The 16,291-nt window shown below is 72.0% G+C and carries 18 protein-coding genes; 8 read left to right on the plus strand and 10 right to left on the minus strand.

Annotated features, from left to right (window positions below; all coding sequences use genetic code 11):
- Window positions 1-121 precede the first annotated feature (121 nt).
- From ACFQ7Q_RS18850 to ACFQ7Q_RS18860, 3 genes are read left to right on the plus strand one after another with little or no spacing between them, the layout of a single operon-like run.
- Entirely contained in the window at window positions 122-1,396 is a 1,275-nt protein-coding gene (locus tag ACFQ7Q_RS18850; protein WP_383556262.1) for a magnesium transporter MgtE N-terminal domain-containing protein, read from the plus strand.
- Entirely contained in the window at window positions 1,386-1,964 is a 579-nt protein-coding gene (locus ACFQ7Q_RS18855; RefSeq protein WP_383556264.1) for a DUF1003 domain-containing protein, read from the plus strand. Before ACFQ7Q_RS18850 ends, ACFQ7Q_RS18855 begins: the two co-directional genes overlap by 11 nt.
- A 42-nt stretch (window positions 1,965-2,006) precedes the next feature.
- Window positions 2,007-3,140, plus strand: coding sequence for an Mrp/NBP35 family ATP-binding protein (locus ACFQ7Q_RS18860; protein WP_383556267.1), 1,134 nt, complete (start codon window positions 2,007-2,009; stop codon window positions 3,138-3,140).
- Between the two features lie 137 nt (window positions 3,141-3,277).
- Here the strand turns inward: ACFQ7Q_RS18860 and ACFQ7Q_RS18865 are convergent, their stop codons facing one another.
- From ACFQ7Q_RS18865 to sigE, 5 genes are all read right to left on the minus strand, one after another.
- Complete coding sequence (locus ACFQ7Q_RS18865) at window positions 3,278-3,904, minus strand: hypothetical protein (protein WP_383556269.1); 627 nt, start codon at window positions 3,902-3,904, stop codon at window positions 3,278-3,280.
- A 93-nt stretch (window positions 3,905-3,997) separates the two neighbouring features.
- Complete coding sequence (locus tag ACFQ7Q_RS18870; protein ID WP_383556271.1) at window positions 3,998-4,468, minus strand: sec-independent translocase; 471 nt, start codon at window positions 4,466-4,468, stop codon at window positions 3,998-4,000.
- A 91-nt stretch (window positions 4,469-4,559) separates the two neighbouring features.
- Window positions 4,560-6,563, minus strand: a complete 2,004-nt coding sequence (locus ACFQ7Q_RS18875) for a trypsin-like peptidase domain-containing protein (RefSeq protein WP_383556273.1) — start codon at window positions 6,561-6,563, stop codon at window positions 4,560-4,562.
- A gap of 77 nt (window positions 6,564-6,640) precedes the next feature.
- Window positions 6,641-7,606: an anti-sigma factor family protein gene (locus tag ACFQ7Q_RS18880; RefSeq protein ID WP_383556275.1), complete on the minus strand. Its 966-nt coding sequence runs from the start codon at window positions 7,604-7,606 to the stop codon at window positions 6,641-6,643.
- Entirely contained in the window at window positions 7,603-8,361 is a 759-nt protein-coding gene (sigE, locus tag ACFQ7Q_RS18885; RefSeq protein ID WP_329116361.1) for an RNA polymerase sigma factor SigE, read from the minus strand. The genes ACFQ7Q_RS18880 and sigE overlap by 4 nt, the downstream gene beginning before the upstream one ends.
- A gap of 141 nt (window positions 8,362-8,502) precedes the next feature.
- On the opposite strand from sigE, the gene ACFQ7Q_RS18890 reads away from it, so the two are divergent.
- Window positions 8,503-9,168, plus strand: coding sequence for an O-methyltransferase (locus ACFQ7Q_RS18890; RefSeq protein ID WP_383556307.1), 666 nt, complete (start codon window positions 8,503-8,505; stop codon window positions 9,166-9,168).
- A gap of 101 nt (window positions 9,169-9,269) precedes the next feature.
- Here the strand turns inward: ACFQ7Q_RS18890 and ACFQ7Q_RS18895 are convergent, their stop codons facing one another.
- The gene (locus tag ACFQ7Q_RS18895; protein WP_006346801.1) at window positions 9,270-9,437 is read right to left on the minus strand and encodes a DUF3117 domain-containing protein; all 168 of its coding nucleotides are present in this window, start codon (window positions 9,435-9,437) and stop codon (window positions 9,270-9,272) included.
- 337 nt (window positions 9,438-9,774) lie between these two features.
- Between ACFQ7Q_RS18895 and ACFQ7Q_RS18900 the strand changes: the two genes are divergently transcribed.
- Complete coding sequence (locus tag ACFQ7Q_RS18900) at window positions 9,775-10,578, plus strand: enoyl-CoA hydratase/isomerase family protein (RefSeq protein ID WP_383556278.1); 804 nt, start codon at window positions 9,775-9,777, stop codon at window positions 10,576-10,578.
- Between the two features lie 24 nt (window positions 10,579-10,602).
- Here ACFQ7Q_RS18900 and ACFQ7Q_RS18905 read toward each other — a convergent pair whose 3' ends face one another.
- Both ACFQ7Q_RS18905 and ACFQ7Q_RS18910 read right to left on the minus strand, forming a co-directional pair.
- A complete protein-coding gene (locus ACFQ7Q_RS18905; RefSeq protein ID WP_383556280.1) occupies window positions 10,603-11,187 on the minus strand; it encodes a DNA-3-methyladenine glycosylase I in 585 nt (194 codons plus the stop codon).
- Window positions 11,184-11,519 (minus strand): hypothetical protein, encoded by a 336-nt coding sequence (locus ACFQ7Q_RS18910; RefSeq protein ID WP_383556282.1) that lies wholly within the window; start codon window positions 11,517-11,519, stop codon window positions 11,184-11,186. Before ACFQ7Q_RS18910 ends, ACFQ7Q_RS18905 begins: the two co-directional genes overlap by 4 nt.
- Before the next feature lie 104 nt (window positions 11,520-11,623).
- Here ACFQ7Q_RS18910 and folP point away from each other — a divergent pair, with 104 nt between their 5' ends.
- Window positions 11,624-12,484 carry a dihydropteroate synthase gene (gene folP / locus ACFQ7Q_RS18915; protein WP_383556284.1) on the plus strand — a complete coding sequence of 287 codons (861 nt, stop codon included), beginning with the start codon at window positions 11,624-11,626 and terminating at the stop codon, window positions 12,482-12,484.
- 109 nt (window positions 12,485-12,593) lie between these two features.
- Here the strand turns inward: folP and ACFQ7Q_RS18920 are convergent, their stop codons facing one another.
- Window positions 12,594-13,343: a TIGR00730 family Rossman fold protein gene (locus ACFQ7Q_RS18920; RefSeq protein WP_383556287.1), complete on the minus strand. Its 750-nt coding sequence runs from the start codon at window positions 13,341-13,343 to the stop codon at window positions 12,594-12,596.
- An 84-nt stretch (window positions 13,344-13,427) separates the two neighbouring features.
- The gene (gene dapE, locus ACFQ7Q_RS18925) at window positions 13,428-14,510 is read right to left on the minus strand and encodes a succinyl-diaminopimelate desuccinylase (RefSeq protein ID WP_383556290.1); all 1,083 of its coding nucleotides are present in this window, start codon (window positions 14,508-14,510) and stop codon (window positions 13,428-13,430) included.
- 38 nt (window positions 14,511-14,548) lie between these two features.
- Between dapE and ACFQ7Q_RS18930 the strand changes: the two genes are divergently transcribed.
- The gene (locus ACFQ7Q_RS18930; RefSeq protein WP_383556292.1) at window positions 14,549-15,490 is read left to right on the plus strand and encodes a hypothetical protein; all 942 of its coding nucleotides are present in this window, start codon (window positions 14,549-14,551) and stop codon (window positions 15,488-15,490) included.
- Between the two features lie 286 nt (window positions 15,491-15,776).
- Window positions 15,777-16,232 carry an ATP-binding protein gene (locus ACFQ7Q_RS18935; RefSeq protein ID WP_383556295.1) on the plus strand — a complete coding sequence of 152 codons (456 nt, stop codon included), beginning with the start codon at window positions 15,777-15,779 and terminating at the stop codon, window positions 16,230-16,232.
- The last annotated feature ends 59 nt before the right edge of the window (window positions 16,233-16,291 follow it).

The following is a 16,291-nucleotide window of genomic DNA, read 5'->3' on the forward strand; positions in this document are numbered from 1 at the left end:
TCGTCCCCGCAGGCAGCCGTACGGGCGCTCTGCCGGGGCGCCACGGAAGGGCACGGGCTAGCCTGAACCCGGCATATCTCGGCAATGACCCGAATCGTGCGACATCGAGGAGGCGCGTGGCATGGTGGCAGGCGCCCCCCGGGTCTTCGTCTCGCACATCGCCGGCGTCCCCGTGTTCGACCCCAACGGTGACCAGGTCGGCCGGGTCAGCGACCTCGTCGCCATGCTCCGGGTGGGCGGCCGCCGGCCGCCCCGGCTGCTCGGCATGGTCGTCGAGGTCCTCAGCCGCCGCCGCGTCTTCGTCCCGATGACCCGTATCACCGGCGTCGAGTCCGGCCAGGTCATCACCACGGGCGTGGTCAACATGCGCCGCTTCGAGCAGCGCCCCACCGAACGGCTCGTCCTCGGGGAGCTCCTCGACCGCCGGGTGCGGCTCGTGGAGACGGACGAGGAGGTCACCGTCCTGGACGTGGCCATCCAGCAGCTGCCGGCCCGCCGCGACTGGGAGATCGACAAGGTCTTCGTACGGCGCGGCAAGCCGGGCGCGCTGCGCCGCAAGGGCGAGACCCTGACCGTGGAGTGGTCGGCCGTCACCGGCTTCTCGCTGGAGGAGGAGGGCCAGGGCGCCGAGAACCTGGTCGCCACCTTCGAGCGGCTGCGCCCCGCCGACCTGGCCAACGTGCTGCACCACCTCTCCCCCAAGCGGCGGGCCGAGGTCGCCGCCGCCCTCGACGACGACCGGCTCGCCGACGTCCTGGAGGAGCTGCCGGAGGACGACCAGATCGAGATCCTGGGCAAGCTGAAGGAGGAGAGGGCCGCCGACGTCCTGGAGGCGATGGACCCGGACGACGCCGCCGACCTGCTCTCCGAACTGCCGGAGGAGGACAAGGAACGGCTGCTCACCCTGATGCGGCCCGACGACGCCGCCGACGTGCGCCGGCTGATGTCGTACGAGGAGCGGACCGCGGGCGGCCTGATGACGACCGAGCCGATCGTGCTGCGCCCCGACGCCACGGTCGCGGACGCCCTGGCGCGCGTACGCCAGCAGGACCTGTCCCCGGCGCTCGCGGCGCAGGTGTACGTCTGCCGGCCGCCGGACGAGACCCCGACGGGCAAGTACCTGGGCACGGTGCACTTCCAGCGGCTGCTGCGCGACCCGCCGTTCACGCTGGTCAGCTCGCTGGCCGACAGCGATCTGCCGCCGCTGTCCCCGGACACCCCGCTGCCCGGCGTCGCCAGCTATCTCGCCGCGTACAACATGGTCGCGGCGCCGGTGGTGGACGAGAGCGGGTCGCTGCTCGGCGCGGTCACCGTCGACGACGTACTCGACCATCTGCTGCCGGAGGACTGGCGGGAGACGGAGTTCCACGGCGAGGAGGCCGCGCATGGGGGCTGAGCGTGCGCAGGAGAGGGAGCGCGAGCGCTCCATGCCGCGGATCCGGCTCGACCTCCCGCGCGAGCGGCGGGCCAGGCTGCTGCCGGAGTACGACCCGGAGGCCTTCGGCCGGATCTCCGAGCGGATCGCGCGCTTTCTGGGGACGGGACGCTTCATCGTCTGGATGACGATCACCATCATCGTCTGGGTGCTGTGGAACATCTTCGCGCCGTCGTCACTGAAGTTCGACGAGTACCCGTTCATCTTCCTGACGCTCGCCCTGTCGCTCCAGGCCTCGTACGCGGCCCCGCTGATCCTGCTCGCCCAGAACCGCCAGGACGACCGGGACCGGGTCAATCTCGAACAGGACCGCAAGCAGAACGAGCGGTCCATCGCCGACACCGAGTACCTGACCCGGGAGATCGCGGCGCTGCGGATGGGTCTGGGAGAGGTGGCGACCCGCGACTGGATCCGCTCGGAGCTCCAGGATCTGATCAAGGAGATGGAGGAGCGGAGCGACGGCCACCGGGGTCCTCGCGATCTATTCCCCCCCGCCGGCGATCGCGGAAGTGACGTACCCGACCGCTGAGAGACTTTCCGGCGCCGGTGGTCCGCGCCGTACCATCTCCATATGGCTACGGAAGACGCGGTGCGTGAAGCACTGGCGACGGTGAACGACCCCGAGATCAACAAACCGATCACCGAGCTCGGCATGGTCAAATCGGTGGAGATCGGATCCGACGGCAGGGTCGCCGTCACGGTCTATCTCACCGTCTCCGGCTGCCCGATGCGCGACACGATCACCCAGCGCGTCACCGACGCGGTCTCCCGGGTCGAGGGCGTCTCCGGCGTCGACGTGACGCTCGACGTGATGAGCGACGAACAGCGCAAGGAGCTGGCGGCGGCGCTGCGCGGCACGACGGCCGAGCGTGAGGTCCCATTCGCCAAGCCCGGCTCGCTGACCCGCGTGTACGCGGTCGCCTCCGGCAAGGGCGGCGTCGGCAAGTCCTCGGTGACCGTGAACCTCGCCGCGGCGATGGCCGCGGACGGGCTGAAGGTCGGTGTCGTCGACGCCGACATCTACGGACACTCGGTGCCCCGGATGCTGGGCGCGGACGGCCGTCCGACCCAGGTCGAGAACATGATCATGCCGCCGTCCGCGAACGGCGTGAAGGTCATCTCCATCGGCATGTTCACCCCGGGCAACGCCCCGGTCGTGTGGCGCGGCCCGATGCTCCACCGCGCGCTCCAGCAGTTCCTCGCGGACGTGTACTGGGGCGACCTGGACGTCCTGCTGCTCGACCTGCCCCCGGGCACCGGCGACATCGCGATCTCGGTGGCACAGCTGGTGCCGAACGCCGAGATCCTGGTCGTCACGACCCCGCAGCAGGCGGCGGCCGAGGTCGCCGAGCGCGCCGGCTCGATCGCCGTCCAGACCCATCAGAAGATCGTCGGCGTCGTCGAGAACATGTCGGGCCTGCCGTGCCCTCACTGCGACGAGATGGTCGACGTCTTCGGCACGGGCGGTGGCCAGAGGGTCGCGGACGGCCTGACGAGGACCACGGGCGCGACGGTCCCGGTCCTCGGGTCCATCCCGATCGACGTCCGCCTGCGCGAGGGCGGCGACGAGGGCAAGCCGGTCGTCCTGACCGACCCGGACTCCCCCGCGGGCTCGGCCCTCCGCGCCATCGCCGGCAAGCTCGGCGGCCGCGCCAGGGGCCTGTCGGGCATGAGCCTGGGCATCACCCCGCGCAACAAGTTCTAGAACACGGCGGCCCGGTCGCGGGCCGCCGTTCCGCAGGGTGGGCACAACCCGCCCACCGGCCTCCGGCCGGCCGCGCGACGCGAAAAGGGGCACCCCGGTCCGGGGTGCCCCTTTCGTCGTGCCTGCGCGCCTCGGGTCTACGCGTACGCGTCGAGGTCCTCGACGCCCGAGAAACCCAACCCGTACGCGCTCATGCCGCGCCCGTACGCCCCGATGTGCACCTCACCCGCGGACCCGGCCAGCACCCACCCGAACTCCGACTCCCGGTAGTGGAACGGCACCGGAACCCCGTCCACCGGCAGCGAGAGCGTCGACCACTCCGGCCCCGTCAGGTCGTCCGCGAGCTCGAAGGCCGTCTCCGTCTGCTGGTCCAGCCAGTCGTCCCGCAGCGTGTGATCCAGCTGCGCCGGCCAGGTGTACGCGAGAAGCCCCGAGCCGGCCAGCCAGGCGGCCGAGGCGACCGTGGTGGCGTCCAGGACCCCCGTACCGTCGGCAGAGCGCCTCACCGGGTTCGCGGCGACCGTCACGACGACCGCGAAGCGCTCCTTCTCGACCCCGCTCGCGTCGGACTTTATGGACGGCTCGTCCCCGTGGCCCATCGACCCGTGCTGGACGGTCCCGTCCGCCGCCGTGCCGACCTGCATCAGCCAGCGAGGCCCGGTGAACGCCTCGTCAAGTCCGTACCAGGTGAAGGGCGCGCGCAGAAAGCCTTCGGCCGTGCGCCGGGCAGCGGGCACTCCCTCCACCCGACTCGTCGTCTCCATCTCGGCCGCCTCCTCGATCCGTTGTGCCCGCGTCGGCGGACAACAGATGGAGGATAGCCACCGGTGTGCGTCCGGTGGTGTCAGCCCAGGTGGTCAGGTCGCGTCGGAGTCGTACGGCGGCCGCTCGCCCGTGCCCGGCTTGTCCTGCTTCTTGAGGAGGTCCGGTGAACCTCCCCCGTGGCCTTCGGCACGGGAGGTGCCCCCAACGGCGGCCGGAACCGACGGGGTCTCCGTCTCGCGGCCGTGCACCGCGTCGGCGACCTCGTTCATCTCCTTCTTGAGGTCGAAGCTGCCGCGCAGCTCCTTCAGCTCCTTGAAGTCCTCGTTGCCGTCGAGCTGCTTGCGCAGGAACGTCTTCGGGTTGAGGTCCTCGAACTCGAAGTCCTTGAACTCGGGCCCCAGCTCGGTGCGGATGTCGGCCTTCGCGCTCTCCGAGAAGTCCCGGACCTTCCGGACGAAGCGCGAGACGTCCTGGATGACCTTCGGCAGCTTGTCCGGGCCGAAAACGAGCACAGCGAGGACCACGAGCGTCACGAGCTCGAGTATGCCTAGGTCGTTGAACACCTTGCTGCTCCTTACACGGGGTCCGGGGCCCGCTCCACGGTACCCGCCGAAACCGCCGGGCGGGTACCTTGCGGTGTCTCCCACATGGCGCTCAGTCGCCTTGCGAGGAACCGAGCGTCAACGTCTTGGTCTGCTCCTTGCCACCGCGCGTCAGCGTCAGCTCCAGCCGGTCCCCCGGGCGGTGGGCGCGGATCTTGACGATCAGCTCCTCGCCGCTGTGCACCCGCTGGCCGTCGACCTTGGTGATCACGTCGCCGGGACGGACGCCCGCCTTGGCGGCCGGGCCGCCGGGGGTGACGGAGGCCGAGCCGTCCTTGCCCTTCTCCCCCACGCGCGCGCCGTCGCCGTTGAACTGCATGTCGAGGCTCACACCGATCACGGGGTGGGTGGCCTTGCCGGTGTTGATCAGCTCCTCGGCGACCCGCTTGCCCTGGTTGATCGGGATGGCGAAGCCCAGGCCGATGGAGCCGGACTGGCCGCCGCTCTCGCCGCCTTCGCCGCCACCGGCGGCGCGGATGGCGCTGTTGATGCCGATGACCCGGGCCTTCGAGTCGACCAGCGGACCGCCCGAATTGCCGGGGTTTATCGGCGCGTCGGTCTGGAGCGCGTCGACATAGCTGACGTCGCTGCCGTCGCCCTTCTCGCCGCCGGCCGTGATGGGCCGCTCCTTGGCGCTGATGATGCCGGAGGTGACGGTGTTCTGGAGGTCGAAGGGGGCGCCGATGGCCACGACGGGGTCGCCGACCCGCACGTTGTCGGAGTTGCCCAGCGGCAGGGGCTTGAGCCCCGACACGCCGGTGACCTTCACGACGGCGAGGTCGTAGCCGCTGTCCTTGCCGACCAGCTTGGCGCTCGCGGTCTCACCGCTGCTGAAGGTGACCGAGATGTCCCCGGAGGAGGAGGCCGCGTCGACCACGTGGTTGTTGGTCAGGATGTGGCCCTGGGTGTCCAGGACGAAGCCGGTGCCGGTGCCCGAGGCGCCGCCGCCGCTGACGTGGAGGGTGACCACGCTGGGCAGGGCACTGGCGGCGATACCGGCGACGCTGTCGGGGGCGCGTCCGGAGTCCTCGACGTCGGCCTGGGGCAGCTCGATCGTGCTGATGCCCCCGTGGCGCTCGACGTAGGCACCGACCGCGCCGCCGAGCACGCCCGTGATCATCGCGAAGACCAGCGCGCCCGTGAGCGCGAGTCCGCGCCGGGAGCGGCGCCGCTTGACGGGCGGCTCCGCGCCGATGGTCAGCGGGGAGAGCGGGGTGCCAGCGGCGGCCCCTGGGGCGCCCCAGGGGTCGTACTGCACCCACTGCGCGGGCTGCTGAGGCTGGGGGTGGGGCTGTGGCGCGGCATGCTGCGGCATCGGCTGCGGTGCGGGCGCCGGGTGGGGCGCCGCGGGCGCGGCCTGCGGGGGTGCGGGCTGCGGAGGTACGGCGACCCCGTGGGCCGGAGTCGTCACCGGGTGCTGCACCGGCGGGGCGGGCGCCCAGGGGCCGGGCCCGCCGTAGGGCGGGGTCCGGTACTCGTCGGGCTCGTGAAGCGGCTGCGGCGCGGCGACGGGCCCGGGAGCCGTGTCCGCCCCGGAGCCCGGAACCGTGGCGAGGGGCGGCACGGCATCGTGAGCCGGGGCCTGGGCATGGACCTCGCCGGAGACATGAGCCGGAACCGGGCCCTGGTCATGGTCCGGGATCAGGCCGTGGTCCTGGTCCGGGACGACGTGGTCCTGGTTCGGAAGCGCGACCTGGTCCTGGTTCGGGATCGCGCCGTGATCCCGGTTCGGGATCGTGACCTGGTCCTGGTCCGGCTTCCGGAGCCGGTCCTGGGTCGAGACGTCGGCCTGGTCCCGGTCCTGGCCCGAGACGTCGGCCTGGTCCTGGACCTGCCCCAGGGACGCGCCCTGGTCCGCGGGTGCCGCGTCGGCGGGTGGCTCGGAGACCGCGGGGCCGTCCGTGGCCGCGGGTGCGGCGAGCGTGAAGTCTCCCTCGTCCGTGGCCGGCGGCTCCGATATCTCGGCCTGCCCCCGTCCGGGGTGACCCCCGGCCGACGGCGTCGTGGGCCGGCTCCACCACTTCGGCTTCTGGCCGGTGGGCTTCCCGTCGTTCATGCTCTCCCCGCAACAGCTGGCCTGTCCGCGCCCGACTGCGTCGGGCACTCGTGACCTGGATTCAACCAGGTCCCGGGTCAGCGTTGGGAGGTGAGCGGGATCGTCGACGAGCCGGAGGCCGTCGACGTGGTCGGGGCCGCGGTGGCGGTCGGGGCGCCGAGCGTGTTGAGCCCGGACGTGAACGCCAGGTGCAGCGCCGGTCCCGTCGGCCGTATGAACGGCGAGAGGGCCAGCAGCGACGGCGGAGCCTGGTCCTGGAGCCGGCCGGCCACCGCGGGGGTCGCCTCACCGGGCACCAGGGGTCCGGGCGCCACGACACCGGGCGCCGACAGCGGCGTGCCGACGGGCCCGGTCGAGGAGGCCGTGACAGACCTCTCTCCCGAGCGCCCGCCGCGACCCGTGGTCGCGCCCACGTTCGTACCCGAGCCGGTGCCCGGGTTCGAGCCGGTGCCGCCGCCCGAGGCGGCGGCCCGCAGCGGGGTCACGGTGTTGCCCGTGCCCTCGCCGCGCGCGCCGACGTTCACCGAGGACTCCAGCGGAAGGGCCCCGCCGAGCGCGATCGCGGCGAACGAGACCGCGCTGGCCGCCGCGATGCCGAAGCGTCGCCCGCGCCAGGGCGAACGGTCCTGGTCGGGACGGCCGCCGACCGCGTGGATACGGAAACCGGAGTGCGGGGAGACGACGGCCGTGGCGAAGCCGTCGGACTTCACCCCGCCGGCCGCGCCGGACCCACCGGGTCCGCCCAGGCCGAAGAGATCGTCGAAGGGTCCCCGACGGTCGTCGCCCCCCGGATCACCAGGGCCCCCGGGCAGCCCCTGGAGACGGGCGAGGAGCCCCTCCGAGGGCGGAGGGGGTGCGGTGGAGGCGAAGACGCTCTTCAGCGTGCGCTGGGCGTCGGCCTCCGCCTTGCATTTGGCACAGGTCGCGAGGTGCGCGAGGACCCGCTCGCGGGCGTCGTGGCCGAGCTCCCCGTCGACCAGCGCCGCGAGCCGGTCCCCGAGGTGCTGCTCCGCGGGGGTCGGGCCGGCAGGACGTGTGTTCACGCCGTACCGCCCTCCCAGCCGACGGCGGCCAGCGCGCGCTCCGCCCGAGCCTCGGGGGAACGGTGCTTCAGCGCCTTGCGCAGGTGGGAGCGCCCGCGGTGGATACGGCTGCGGACCGTGCCGAGCTTCACGCCGAGCGTCGCGGCGATCTCCTCGTACGAGAGTCCTTCGATGTCACAGAGGACGACGGCGGCCCGGAACTCGGGCGCGAGGGTGTCGAGAGCCTGCTGGACGTCGGCGTCGAAGTGGGTGTCGTTGAACGCCTGCTGCGGCGAGGGCTCGCGGCTGGGCAGCCGCTCGGCCGCGTCGTCGGCGAGCGCGTCGAAACGGATCCGCTGCTTGCGGCGGACCATGTCGAGGAAGAGGTTGGTGGTGATGCGGTGCAGCCAGCCCTCGAAGGTGCCCGGCGTGTACGTCGACAGCGAGCGGAAGACGCGGACGAAGACCTCCTGCGTGAGGTCCTCGGCGTCGTGCTGGTTGCCGGTCAGCCGGTAGGCGAGGCGATAGACCCGGCCACTGTGCGTGCTGACGATCTCCTCCCAGGTGGGCGGAGTCCACGCCTGCGATTCCGCATCCGATGCGAAGGTCGCGGTGGTGGGAGCGGAGTCGGCGGTGTGGATTCGGTCAGCGGTGTCGGTCACGGATTTCGGCTCACCTGCCGACCTGAGAAGACGCCGAAGCACTCCTCCCCGATCCACAGGCGCAGCCGCACCTCCCCTATCGGCTCTGGTGGTGTCCAGTGGAGCCCCTACCATAGCCACCTCGCCCGTTAGCTCCGGATAAGAATCTTTACGCGAATTTGGGGCCGGCCGAGCCTGCGCTCCGTATCGCGTCCCGCCTTCTCAGAACGCGCGGTCCCATCTGCGGGTTCCCGCGTGCAGCGGATACAGTCACCGTTGCGCCAACTACGGGGACAGGAGAGGGCCATTACCGCCAACCGGCAGACGAGCTGGGCGTTCGCCGACGCCTTTGTCGCCGAGGACGAAGCGCTGCGCTGGGCCCGTGACCGGGCCCGGGAGGCAGGGCTGCCCTCGGTGTCTCCGGGCACCGGCGCCGCTCTGCGCCTGCTGGCGGCCACGGCGGACGCGAAAGCGGTGGCCGAAATCGGTACGGGCACGGGGGTGTCCGGGATCTACCTGCTGCACGGGATGCGGCCGGACGGGGTCCTGACGACGGTGGACCTGGAGCCGGAGCGTCAGCAGTTCGCGAAGACGGCCTTCCGGGCGGCGGGCTTCGCCGGGAACCGGGCGCGTTTCATCCCGGGTCGCGCGCTGGACGTGCTGCCGCGGCTCGCGGACGGCGGATACGACCTCGTCTTCTGCGACGGCGACCGGCTGGAGTGCCTGGACTACCTCGCTGAATCGTTGCGCCTGCTGCGACCGGGGGGTCTGGTCTGCTTCGAGGGCGTCTTCGCGGACGGCCGGACGGTCGACTCGGCGGCCCAGCCCGCCGAGGTGCTGCGGGTGCGCGAGCTGCTGCGCACGGTCCGCGAGAGCCAGGAGCTGCTGCCCTCCCTGCTGCCGGTGGGCGACGGCCTGCTGTGTGCGGTGCGACGGGGCTGAGGCCTCGGGGCCGCGGGAGCCGCGCCCACCCCTGACACACCCCTGCCCCGGCGCGGTGGGTACCGTGCCGGGGCAGGAGTGGACAATCCTGGCTTGTCGCGTCAGCCGACTACCTGCTTCAGGGCGTCGCCGAGTGCTTCGGCCTCGTCCGGGGTCAGCTCGACGACAAGCCGACCGCCGCCTTCGAGCGGAACGCGCATGACAATGCCCCGCCCCTCCTTGGTCACCTCGAGCGGGCCGTCGCCCGTCCGCGGCTTCATGGCCGCCATGCTTGTTCCCCTTCCTGAAACCAGCTCTTCGTCAGCCGACGGCCCCTGATCGGGAGCACACGTCACCGGCATCGAACACATTGCTTCCAGGTCATTATCCCGCATCACAGGACCCGATGACCAACATCGGGTTGCATCGCTTGTGCAACGCGCTTCCGCAAAACCGCCCTTTTCGGCGATCAGCCTGCGATACTTCGCCGCCACCTCGCCGCTCGTTCACCGTCGGGCTTTGACGCAGCTCACATGTGCGGGGTGCGTGATCTCCGTCATCCTGGGGGTCGCCCCGGACGAAGTCCGGGTGAGGGTCAGGACGCAAGAGACGCGAAGGGAAGCCCCGATGGCCGACACCGTTCTGTACGAAGTGAGCGACGGACTCGCCACGATCACGCTCAACCGGCCCGAGGCCATGAACGCGATGAACGTCGAGGCGAAGGTCGCCCTGCGGGACGCGGCGGAGGCGGCCGCGGCGGACACCGCCGTACGGGCCGTGCTGCTGACGGCGGCGGGGGACCGGGCGTTCTGCGTGGGTCAGGACCTCAAGGAGCACGTGGGTCTGCTGCTGTCGGACAAGGAGTCCGGGTCGCAGCACACCATGAACACCGTCCGGGACCACTACAACCCGATCGTCAAGGCGCTCACGGGCATGAAGAAGCCCGTGGTCGCGGGCGTCAACGGGGTCGCGGCCGGAGCCGGCTTCGGCTTCGCGCTGGCCGCGGACTACCGGGTCGTCGCCGACACCGCCGCGTTCAACACCTCCTTCGCGGGTGTCGCGCTCACGGCCGACTCCGGGATGTCGTGGACGCTGCCCCGGCTGATCGGTGCGAGCCGCGCCTCCGACCTGCTGCTCTTCCCGCGCTCGATCAGCGCCCAGGAGGCGTACGAGCTCGGCATCGTGAACAAGCTGGTCCCGGCCGCCGACCTCGCGCAGGAGGCCCTCAAGGTCGCCCGCACCCTGGCCGAGGGTCCGACGGTGGCCTACGCGGCCCTGAAGGCGTCGCTGGCGTACGGGGCGGACCACTCGCTCGCGGAGGCCCTGGAGAAGGAGGACGAACTCCAGACGGCGGCGGGCGCGTCGGAGGACCACACGATCGCGGTCCAGGCGTTCCTGGCGAAGGAGAAGCCGCGGTACGTGGGCCGGTGACACCGGGCGTGGCCCGGGTCGGCGTCAGCGGCCGCCCCGGGCCACGCACTCCTTCAGGTGGTCGTCGACGAGGCCGCAGGCCTGCATCAGCGCGTACGCCGTCGTCGGGCCGATGAACCGCAGGCCGCGCTTCTTCAGCGCCTTGGACAGGGCCGTCGACTCGTCCGTCACGGCCGGCACGTCGGCGAAGGTCAGCGGGGCGGGGCGGGACGCAGGGTCCGGGGCGTACGACCAGATCAGGGCGTCGAGCTCACCGGAGGACCAGGTCGCCAGCGTCTTCGCGTTCGCCAGGGTCGCGTCGATCTTCGCCCGGTTGCGGATGATGCCCTCGTCCACGAGGAGCCGGTCGCGGTCCGCCTCGCCGAACTCCGCCACCGAGGCGATCTCGAAGTCGGCGAAGGCCCGTCGGAATCCCTCACGGCGGCGCAGGATCGTGATCCACGAAAGGCCCGACTGGAACGCCTCCAGGCAGAGCCGCTCGAACAGCGCGTCGTCGCCGTGGACCGGGCGCCCCCACTCCTCGTCGTGGTACGCCACGTAGTCCTCGGTCGACAGACCCCAGGGGCAGCGCAGTCGGCCGTCGGGGCCGGGGATCGCCCCGCCGCTCACCGGTCGTCGTCCTTCGAGAGCGACGGGCCCGCCCCGCCGTTCCCGCCGGCCAGCGCCGCCTGCAGCTCCGCGATCCGCGCGTCCCGCTCGGCGAGCTCGGCGCCCAGGCGGCCCAGGACGTCGTCCACGTCCGCCATGCGGTAGCCCCGCGTGGTCACCGGCAGCCGGAGCGCCTCGATGTCGGCGCGGTCGACCGGCCGGGTCTCCGGCAGGGGGTCGACCAGCTGCTCCGGTGCCACCTCGGGCAGCACCTCGCTGTCGCCTCCGCCGACCACCGCCAGGGTGACCGCCGCGACGACCACGACCATCGCGATCAGCAAGAACCAGAACACCAGCGCGCCTCTCCCCGGAATGGAAAACGTCCCACCGCCGATCGTGCCATGCGCCACCGACAGTTAGGGTCGCAGGCGAACGGACGCGAGGGAGGACATAAGGGATGCTGCGCTTGGGACGGCGTGAATTCGGGCCGCACGAGCCGGTGATCATGGCGATCGTCAACCGGACCCCCGATTCCTTCTACGACCAGGGCGCCACCTTCCGCGACGAGCCGGCCCTCGCCCGCGTGGAGCAGGCGGTCGCCGAGGGCGCGGCCATCATCGACATCGGCGGGGTGAAGGCGGGCCCCGGCGAGGAGGTCACGGCGGAGGAGGAGGCGCGGCGCACGGTCGGCTTCGTCGCCGAGGTACGGCGCCGGCATCCGGACGTCGTCATCAGCGTCGACACCTGGCGCGCCGATGTCGGCGAGGCGGTCTGCGAGGCCGGCGCGGACGTCCTCAACGACGCGTGGGGCGGGGTGGACCCGCGGCTCGCGGAGGTCGCCGCCCGGTACGGCGCCGGCCTCGTCTGCACCCACGCGGGCGGCGCCGAGCCGCGGACCCGGCCGCACCGGATCGCGTACGAGGACGTGATGGCCGACATCCTGCGGGTGACCGTGGGGCTGGCGGAGCGGGCGGTCGAGCTGGGCGTCCGGCGCGACGGGATCATGATCGACCCCGGTCACGACTTCGGGAAGAACACCCGCCACAGCCTGGAGGCGACCCGGCGGCTCGGCGAGATGACGGAGACGGGCTGGCCGGTGCTCGTCTCGCTGTCCAACAAGGACTTCGTGGGGGAGACGCTGGACCGGCCGGTGAAGGAGCGGGTGCTCGGCACGTTGGCGACGACGGCGGTGTCCGCGTGGCTGGGTGCGCAGGTCTACCGGGTGCACGAGGTCGCCGAGACGCGGCAGGTCCTGGACATGGTGGCGACCATCGCGGGGCACCGTCCGCCCGCCGTGGCCCGGCGCGGGCTGGCGTAGGCGCGGGGCGCCCGGGGCGCCCCGCGCAGGGCGCCCCGGGTCTTTCGTTCGGATCGGGCCGGATCAGGCACCAGGGCACGCGAGCCCGGCAGGATCCGTACGAGAGGCCCTAGCGGCCCGTCTCCTTCGACACGAGGGCGACGGCCTCGTCCACGTCGTCCGTCACGTGGAACAGCAGCAGATCCCGCTCCGATGCCTTGCCGCCCGCGACGACCGAGTCACGGAGCCAGTCGACGAGGCCCTTCCAGTACTCGGTACCGAAGAGCACGATCGGGAAGCGGGTCACCTTGCGCGTCTGGACCAGGGTGAGCGCCTCGAAGAGCTCGTCCAGGGTGCCGAGGCCGCCCGGGAGGACCACGAAGCCCTGCGCGTACTTCACGAACATCGTCTTGCGGACGAAGAAGTAGCGGAAGTTCACGCCGATGTCGACGTGCGGGTTGAGCCCCTGCTCGAAGGGGAGCTCGATGCCCAGGCCCACCGAGATGCCCTTGGCCTCCCGTGCGCCCTTGTTCGCCGCCTCCATGGCGCCCGGACCGCCGCCCGTGATCACCGCGAAGCCCGCCTCGACCAGCGCGCGGCCGAGCCGCACACCGGCCTCGTACTCGGGCGAGTCCGGCTTCGTACGAGCCGAACCGAAGACGCTGATCGCGCTCGGCAGTTCGGCGAGCGCGCCGAAGCCCTCGACGAACTCGGACTGGATGCGCATGACCCGCCAGGGGTCGGTGTGCACCCACTCCGAGTCGCCTTCGGTGTCCAGCAGACGCTGATCCGTGGTGCCCGGCTGGACCTGATCGCGGCGCCTGAGCACCGGTCCGAGCCGCTGCTCCTCCGGCTTCTGCGCTCCCTCGGGGATACCCATGGCCTGCTCCCTCCACCGATCCACTGATCTTCTGGTCCGGACAGGGTAGGTCCACAGACGTGACAAAAGGCGAAATTACGTCTGTCAGTCGGTGAGCCAGTCGCGGAGGCGGTCCTCGCACTGGACGATCCGGTCCACGACGACGTGCTCGTCGACCTTGTGGGCGTAGATCGGGTCACCGGGGCCGTAGTTGACCGCGGGGACGCCGAGCGCGCTGAAGCGGGCCACGTCGGTCCAGCCGAACTTGGGCAGCGCGGTGCCGCCGACCGCCTTCATGAACTCGGCCGCGGCCGGGTGCGAGAGGCCGGGCAGCGCGCCGCCGCTGTGGTCGTCGACCACGAACTCCGCGACCCCGCAGTCCGCGAAGACCTCGCGGACGTGCGCCTCGGCCTCGGCCTGGGTGAGGTCGGGGGCGTAGCGGTAGTTGACGACGACGGTGCAGGCGTCGGGGATGACGTTGTTGGCGACGCCGCCCTCGATCCGTACCGCGTTGAGGCCCTCGTGGTACTCCAGGCCGTCGATGACCGGCTTGCGGGGCTCGTAGGCGGCGAGGCGGGCCAGGATCGGGGCCGCCGCGTGGATGGCGTTGGAGCCCATCCAGGAGCGGGCGGAGTGGGCACGCTCGCCCTCCGTGCGCAGGAAGACCCGCAGGGTGCCCTGGCAGCCGCCCTCGACCTCGGCGTTCGAGCCCTCCAGGAGGATCGCGAAATCACCCTCCAGCCAGTCGGGGTGCGCCTCGGCGACCTTCCCGAGGCCGTTGAGGTGGGCGGCGACCTCCTCGTTGTCGTAGAAGACGAAGGTGAGGTCGCGGTTGGGCTCGGGGACGGTGGCGGCGATCCGGAGCTGGACGGCGACGCCCGACTTCATGTCGGTCGTGCCGCAGCCCCACAGGATGCCGTTCTCGTCGAGGCGCGAGGGCACGTTGTCCGCGATCGGGACGGTGTCGATGTGACCGGCGAGGATCACGCGCTCCGCGCGGCCGAGCCGGGTGCGGGCCACGACGTTGTTGCCGTACCGGTCGACGGTGAGGTGCGGCAGGGCGCGCAGGGCCTGCTCGATCGCGTCGGCGAGCGGCTCCTCTGTCCCGCTGACGGAGGGGAAGTCGACGAGCGCGGCGGTGAGCGCCGGACCGTCCAGCGTGAGGTCGAGGGGAGCATTGTCAGCCATGTGCCGACCCTAACCCGGCCTCCAGTACGGTTGGCCCCGTGTCCGAGCCCATCCGTCACTCCCGCAGCTCCCGCACCGGCCGCCTTGCCAGGTTCACGGCCGGGTTCGCGGTGCTTCTCGGCCTGGCCGGCTATCTCGCCGTGCACCACGTCACGGGCCCCAAGGGCGCTCCGGGCTGCACGGTGGGCAGTGGCGAGAACACCTACGTGTTCTCGCCCGAGCAGGCGTCGAACGCCGCCACCATCTCCGCCGTGGGCACCACCCGCCGGATGCCGGAGCGCGCGGTCACGATCGCCCTGGCCACGGCGCTCCAGGAGTCCGCGCTGCGCAACATCCGGCACGGCGACCGGGATTCGCTCGGTCTCTTCCAGCAGCGCCCGTCCATGGGCTGGGGCACGCCGGAGCAGATCATGGACCCGGTGTACTCCTCGGGGAGGTTCTACGAAGGTCTCGCGAAGGTCCCGGGCTATTCGCGGCTCCCGCTGACCGTGGCGGCGCAGAAGGTGCAGCGCAGCGGTTTCCCCCAGGCGTACGCGAAGCACGAGCCGGACGCGGCGCTGCTTTCGGCGGCGCTGACCGGCCGCTCGGCCGCGTCCCTGAACTGCACGACGAGCCCGTCGAAGGACGGGCAGCCGGGGGATCCGGCGAAGGTGCGTACGGAGCTGGTGCGGGCCTTCGGCGAGAAGGCCGCCCCGAAGGGGGCCGCCGGGGGCGCGGGCAGTGCGGGACGCTCCGGGGCGAACGTGGGCGGGGCTCCCGCCGTCCTCTCCGTGCCCGTCCTCGCGACCACCGGCACGGACGCGCAGCGGGGCTGGGAGCTGGCCCACTGGGCGGTGGCGCGGGCGGACGACCTGCGGATCGCCGAGGTCGCGTACGGGAACAAGGTCTGGCGCGCGAGCGACCCCACCGGGGCGTGGATGACGACGGACGGCGACGACGGCGAGAGCGGCGGCGCGGTGCGCATCCGGCTGGCGCGATAGCCGAACACCGTCACCGAGCACCCGTACGGCAAGTCACCCGACCGAGCTATTCGCCACCTTCCGCGTCATCCCTCGCCCCACACCCCGCCACTCCACGCTCATCCCCTTGCGGGGCATGGGAAGTGACGGTTCAGCAAGGCTTGGATCTTCGGACGCGTTCGTCCGCTTTCCTCCCCACCCGATAATGCGATGCATTGGGCAGCCTTTACCTTCGACCGCCGAAACCTCTGCCTCCCCCGCCTCGGTTGTCACGGAGTCAGAACGTCCTCTCCGTCGAAGGAGCACCATGTCCCTCCCCCTGACCCGTCGGATCGCCCGCGCCGCACTCCTCGTGGCGGCCGGAGCAGCCCCCGTGGTCGGTGCGGCCGGGTCCGCGAGCGCCCTGGACCACAGCATCGCGCCCACCGGAGCCCTCTCCGGTATCTCCAGCCTGGACGGAGCCGGTGTCGGCAACGCCGTCGACGGCGCCTCGCAGACCGCCACCGGCGTGGTCGGCGGCACCGGCACCAAGGCCGTCGGCGAGGCCGTCCCGACCGCCGGCAAGACCGTGGGTGCGGCCGGCAAGACCGCCACCCCGGCCGCGCAGAAGGTCGCCGGCGACACCGCGGGCAGCGCGGGCGAGGTCCTCGGCGAGACCGCCGGCGCGGCCACCCGGAACGCCCCGTCGGCGGGCGGCCTCGGCCAGGGCCTGCCGACCGGCGGCGGCGTGCCCTCGCTGGGCGGCCTGCCGCTCGGCGGCTGAACCCCGTACCGGTGCTCCGGCACCGGTACGGCAGAGGGCCCGGGGAGCGTCTCGCTCCC

Source organism: Streptomyces sp. NPDC056527 (assembly GCF_042794475.1).
Taxonomy (GTDB): domain Bacteria; phylum Actinomycetota; class Actinomycetes; order Streptomycetales; family Streptomycetaceae; genus Streptomyces.

Excerpts from the sequence above, each read along its gene's own strand:
- ACFQ7Q_RS18850 (WP_383556262.1), top strand. The coding sequence starts at position 122 with ATGGTGGCAGGCGCCCCCCGGGTCTTCGTCTCGCACATCGCCGGCGTC.
- ACFQ7Q_RS18855 (WP_383556264.1), top strand. The coding sequence starts at position 1,386 with ATGGGGGCTGAGCGTGCGCAGGAGAGGGAGCGCGAGCGCTCCATGCCG.
- ACFQ7Q_RS18860 (WP_383556267.1), top strand. The coding sequence starts at position 2,007 with ATGGCTACGGAAGACGCGGTGCGTGAAGCACTGGCGACGGTGAACGAC.
- ACFQ7Q_RS18865 (WP_383556269.1), bottom strand. The coding sequence starts at position 3,904 with ATGGAGACGACGAGTCGGGTGGAGGGAGTGCCCGCTGCCCGGCGCACG.
- ACFQ7Q_RS18875 (WP_383556273.1), bottom strand. The coding sequence starts at position 6,563 with ATGAACGACGGGAAGCCCACCGGCCAGAAGCCGAAGTGGTGGAGCCGG.
- sigE (WP_329116361.1), bottom strand. The coding sequence starts at position 8,361 with ATGGTAGGGGCTCCACTGGACACCACCAGAGCCGATAGGGGAGGTGCG.
- ACFQ7Q_RS18895 (WP_006346801.1), bottom strand. The coding sequence starts at position 9,437 with ATGGCGGCCATGAAGCCGCGGACGGGCGACGGCCCGCTCGAGGTGACC.
- ACFQ7Q_RS18900 (WP_383556278.1), top strand. The coding sequence starts at position 9,775 with ATGGCCGACACCGTTCTGTACGAAGTGAGCGACGGACTCGCCACGATC.
- folP (WP_383556284.1), top strand. The coding sequence starts at position 11,624 with ATGCTGCGCTTGGGACGGCGTGAATTCGGGCCGCACGAGCCGGTGATC.
- ACFQ7Q_RS18920 (WP_383556287.1), bottom strand. The coding sequence starts at position 13,343 with ATGGGTATCCCCGAGGGAGCGCAGAAGCCGGAGGAGCAGCGGCTCGGA.
- dapE (WP_383556290.1), bottom strand. The coding sequence starts at position 14,510 with ATGGCTGACAATGCTCCCCTCGACCTCACGCTGGACGGTCCGGCGCTC.
- ACFQ7Q_RS18935 (WP_383556295.1), top strand. The coding sequence starts at position 15,777 with ATGTCCCTCCCCCTGACCCGTCGGATCGCCCGCGCCGCACTCCTCGTG.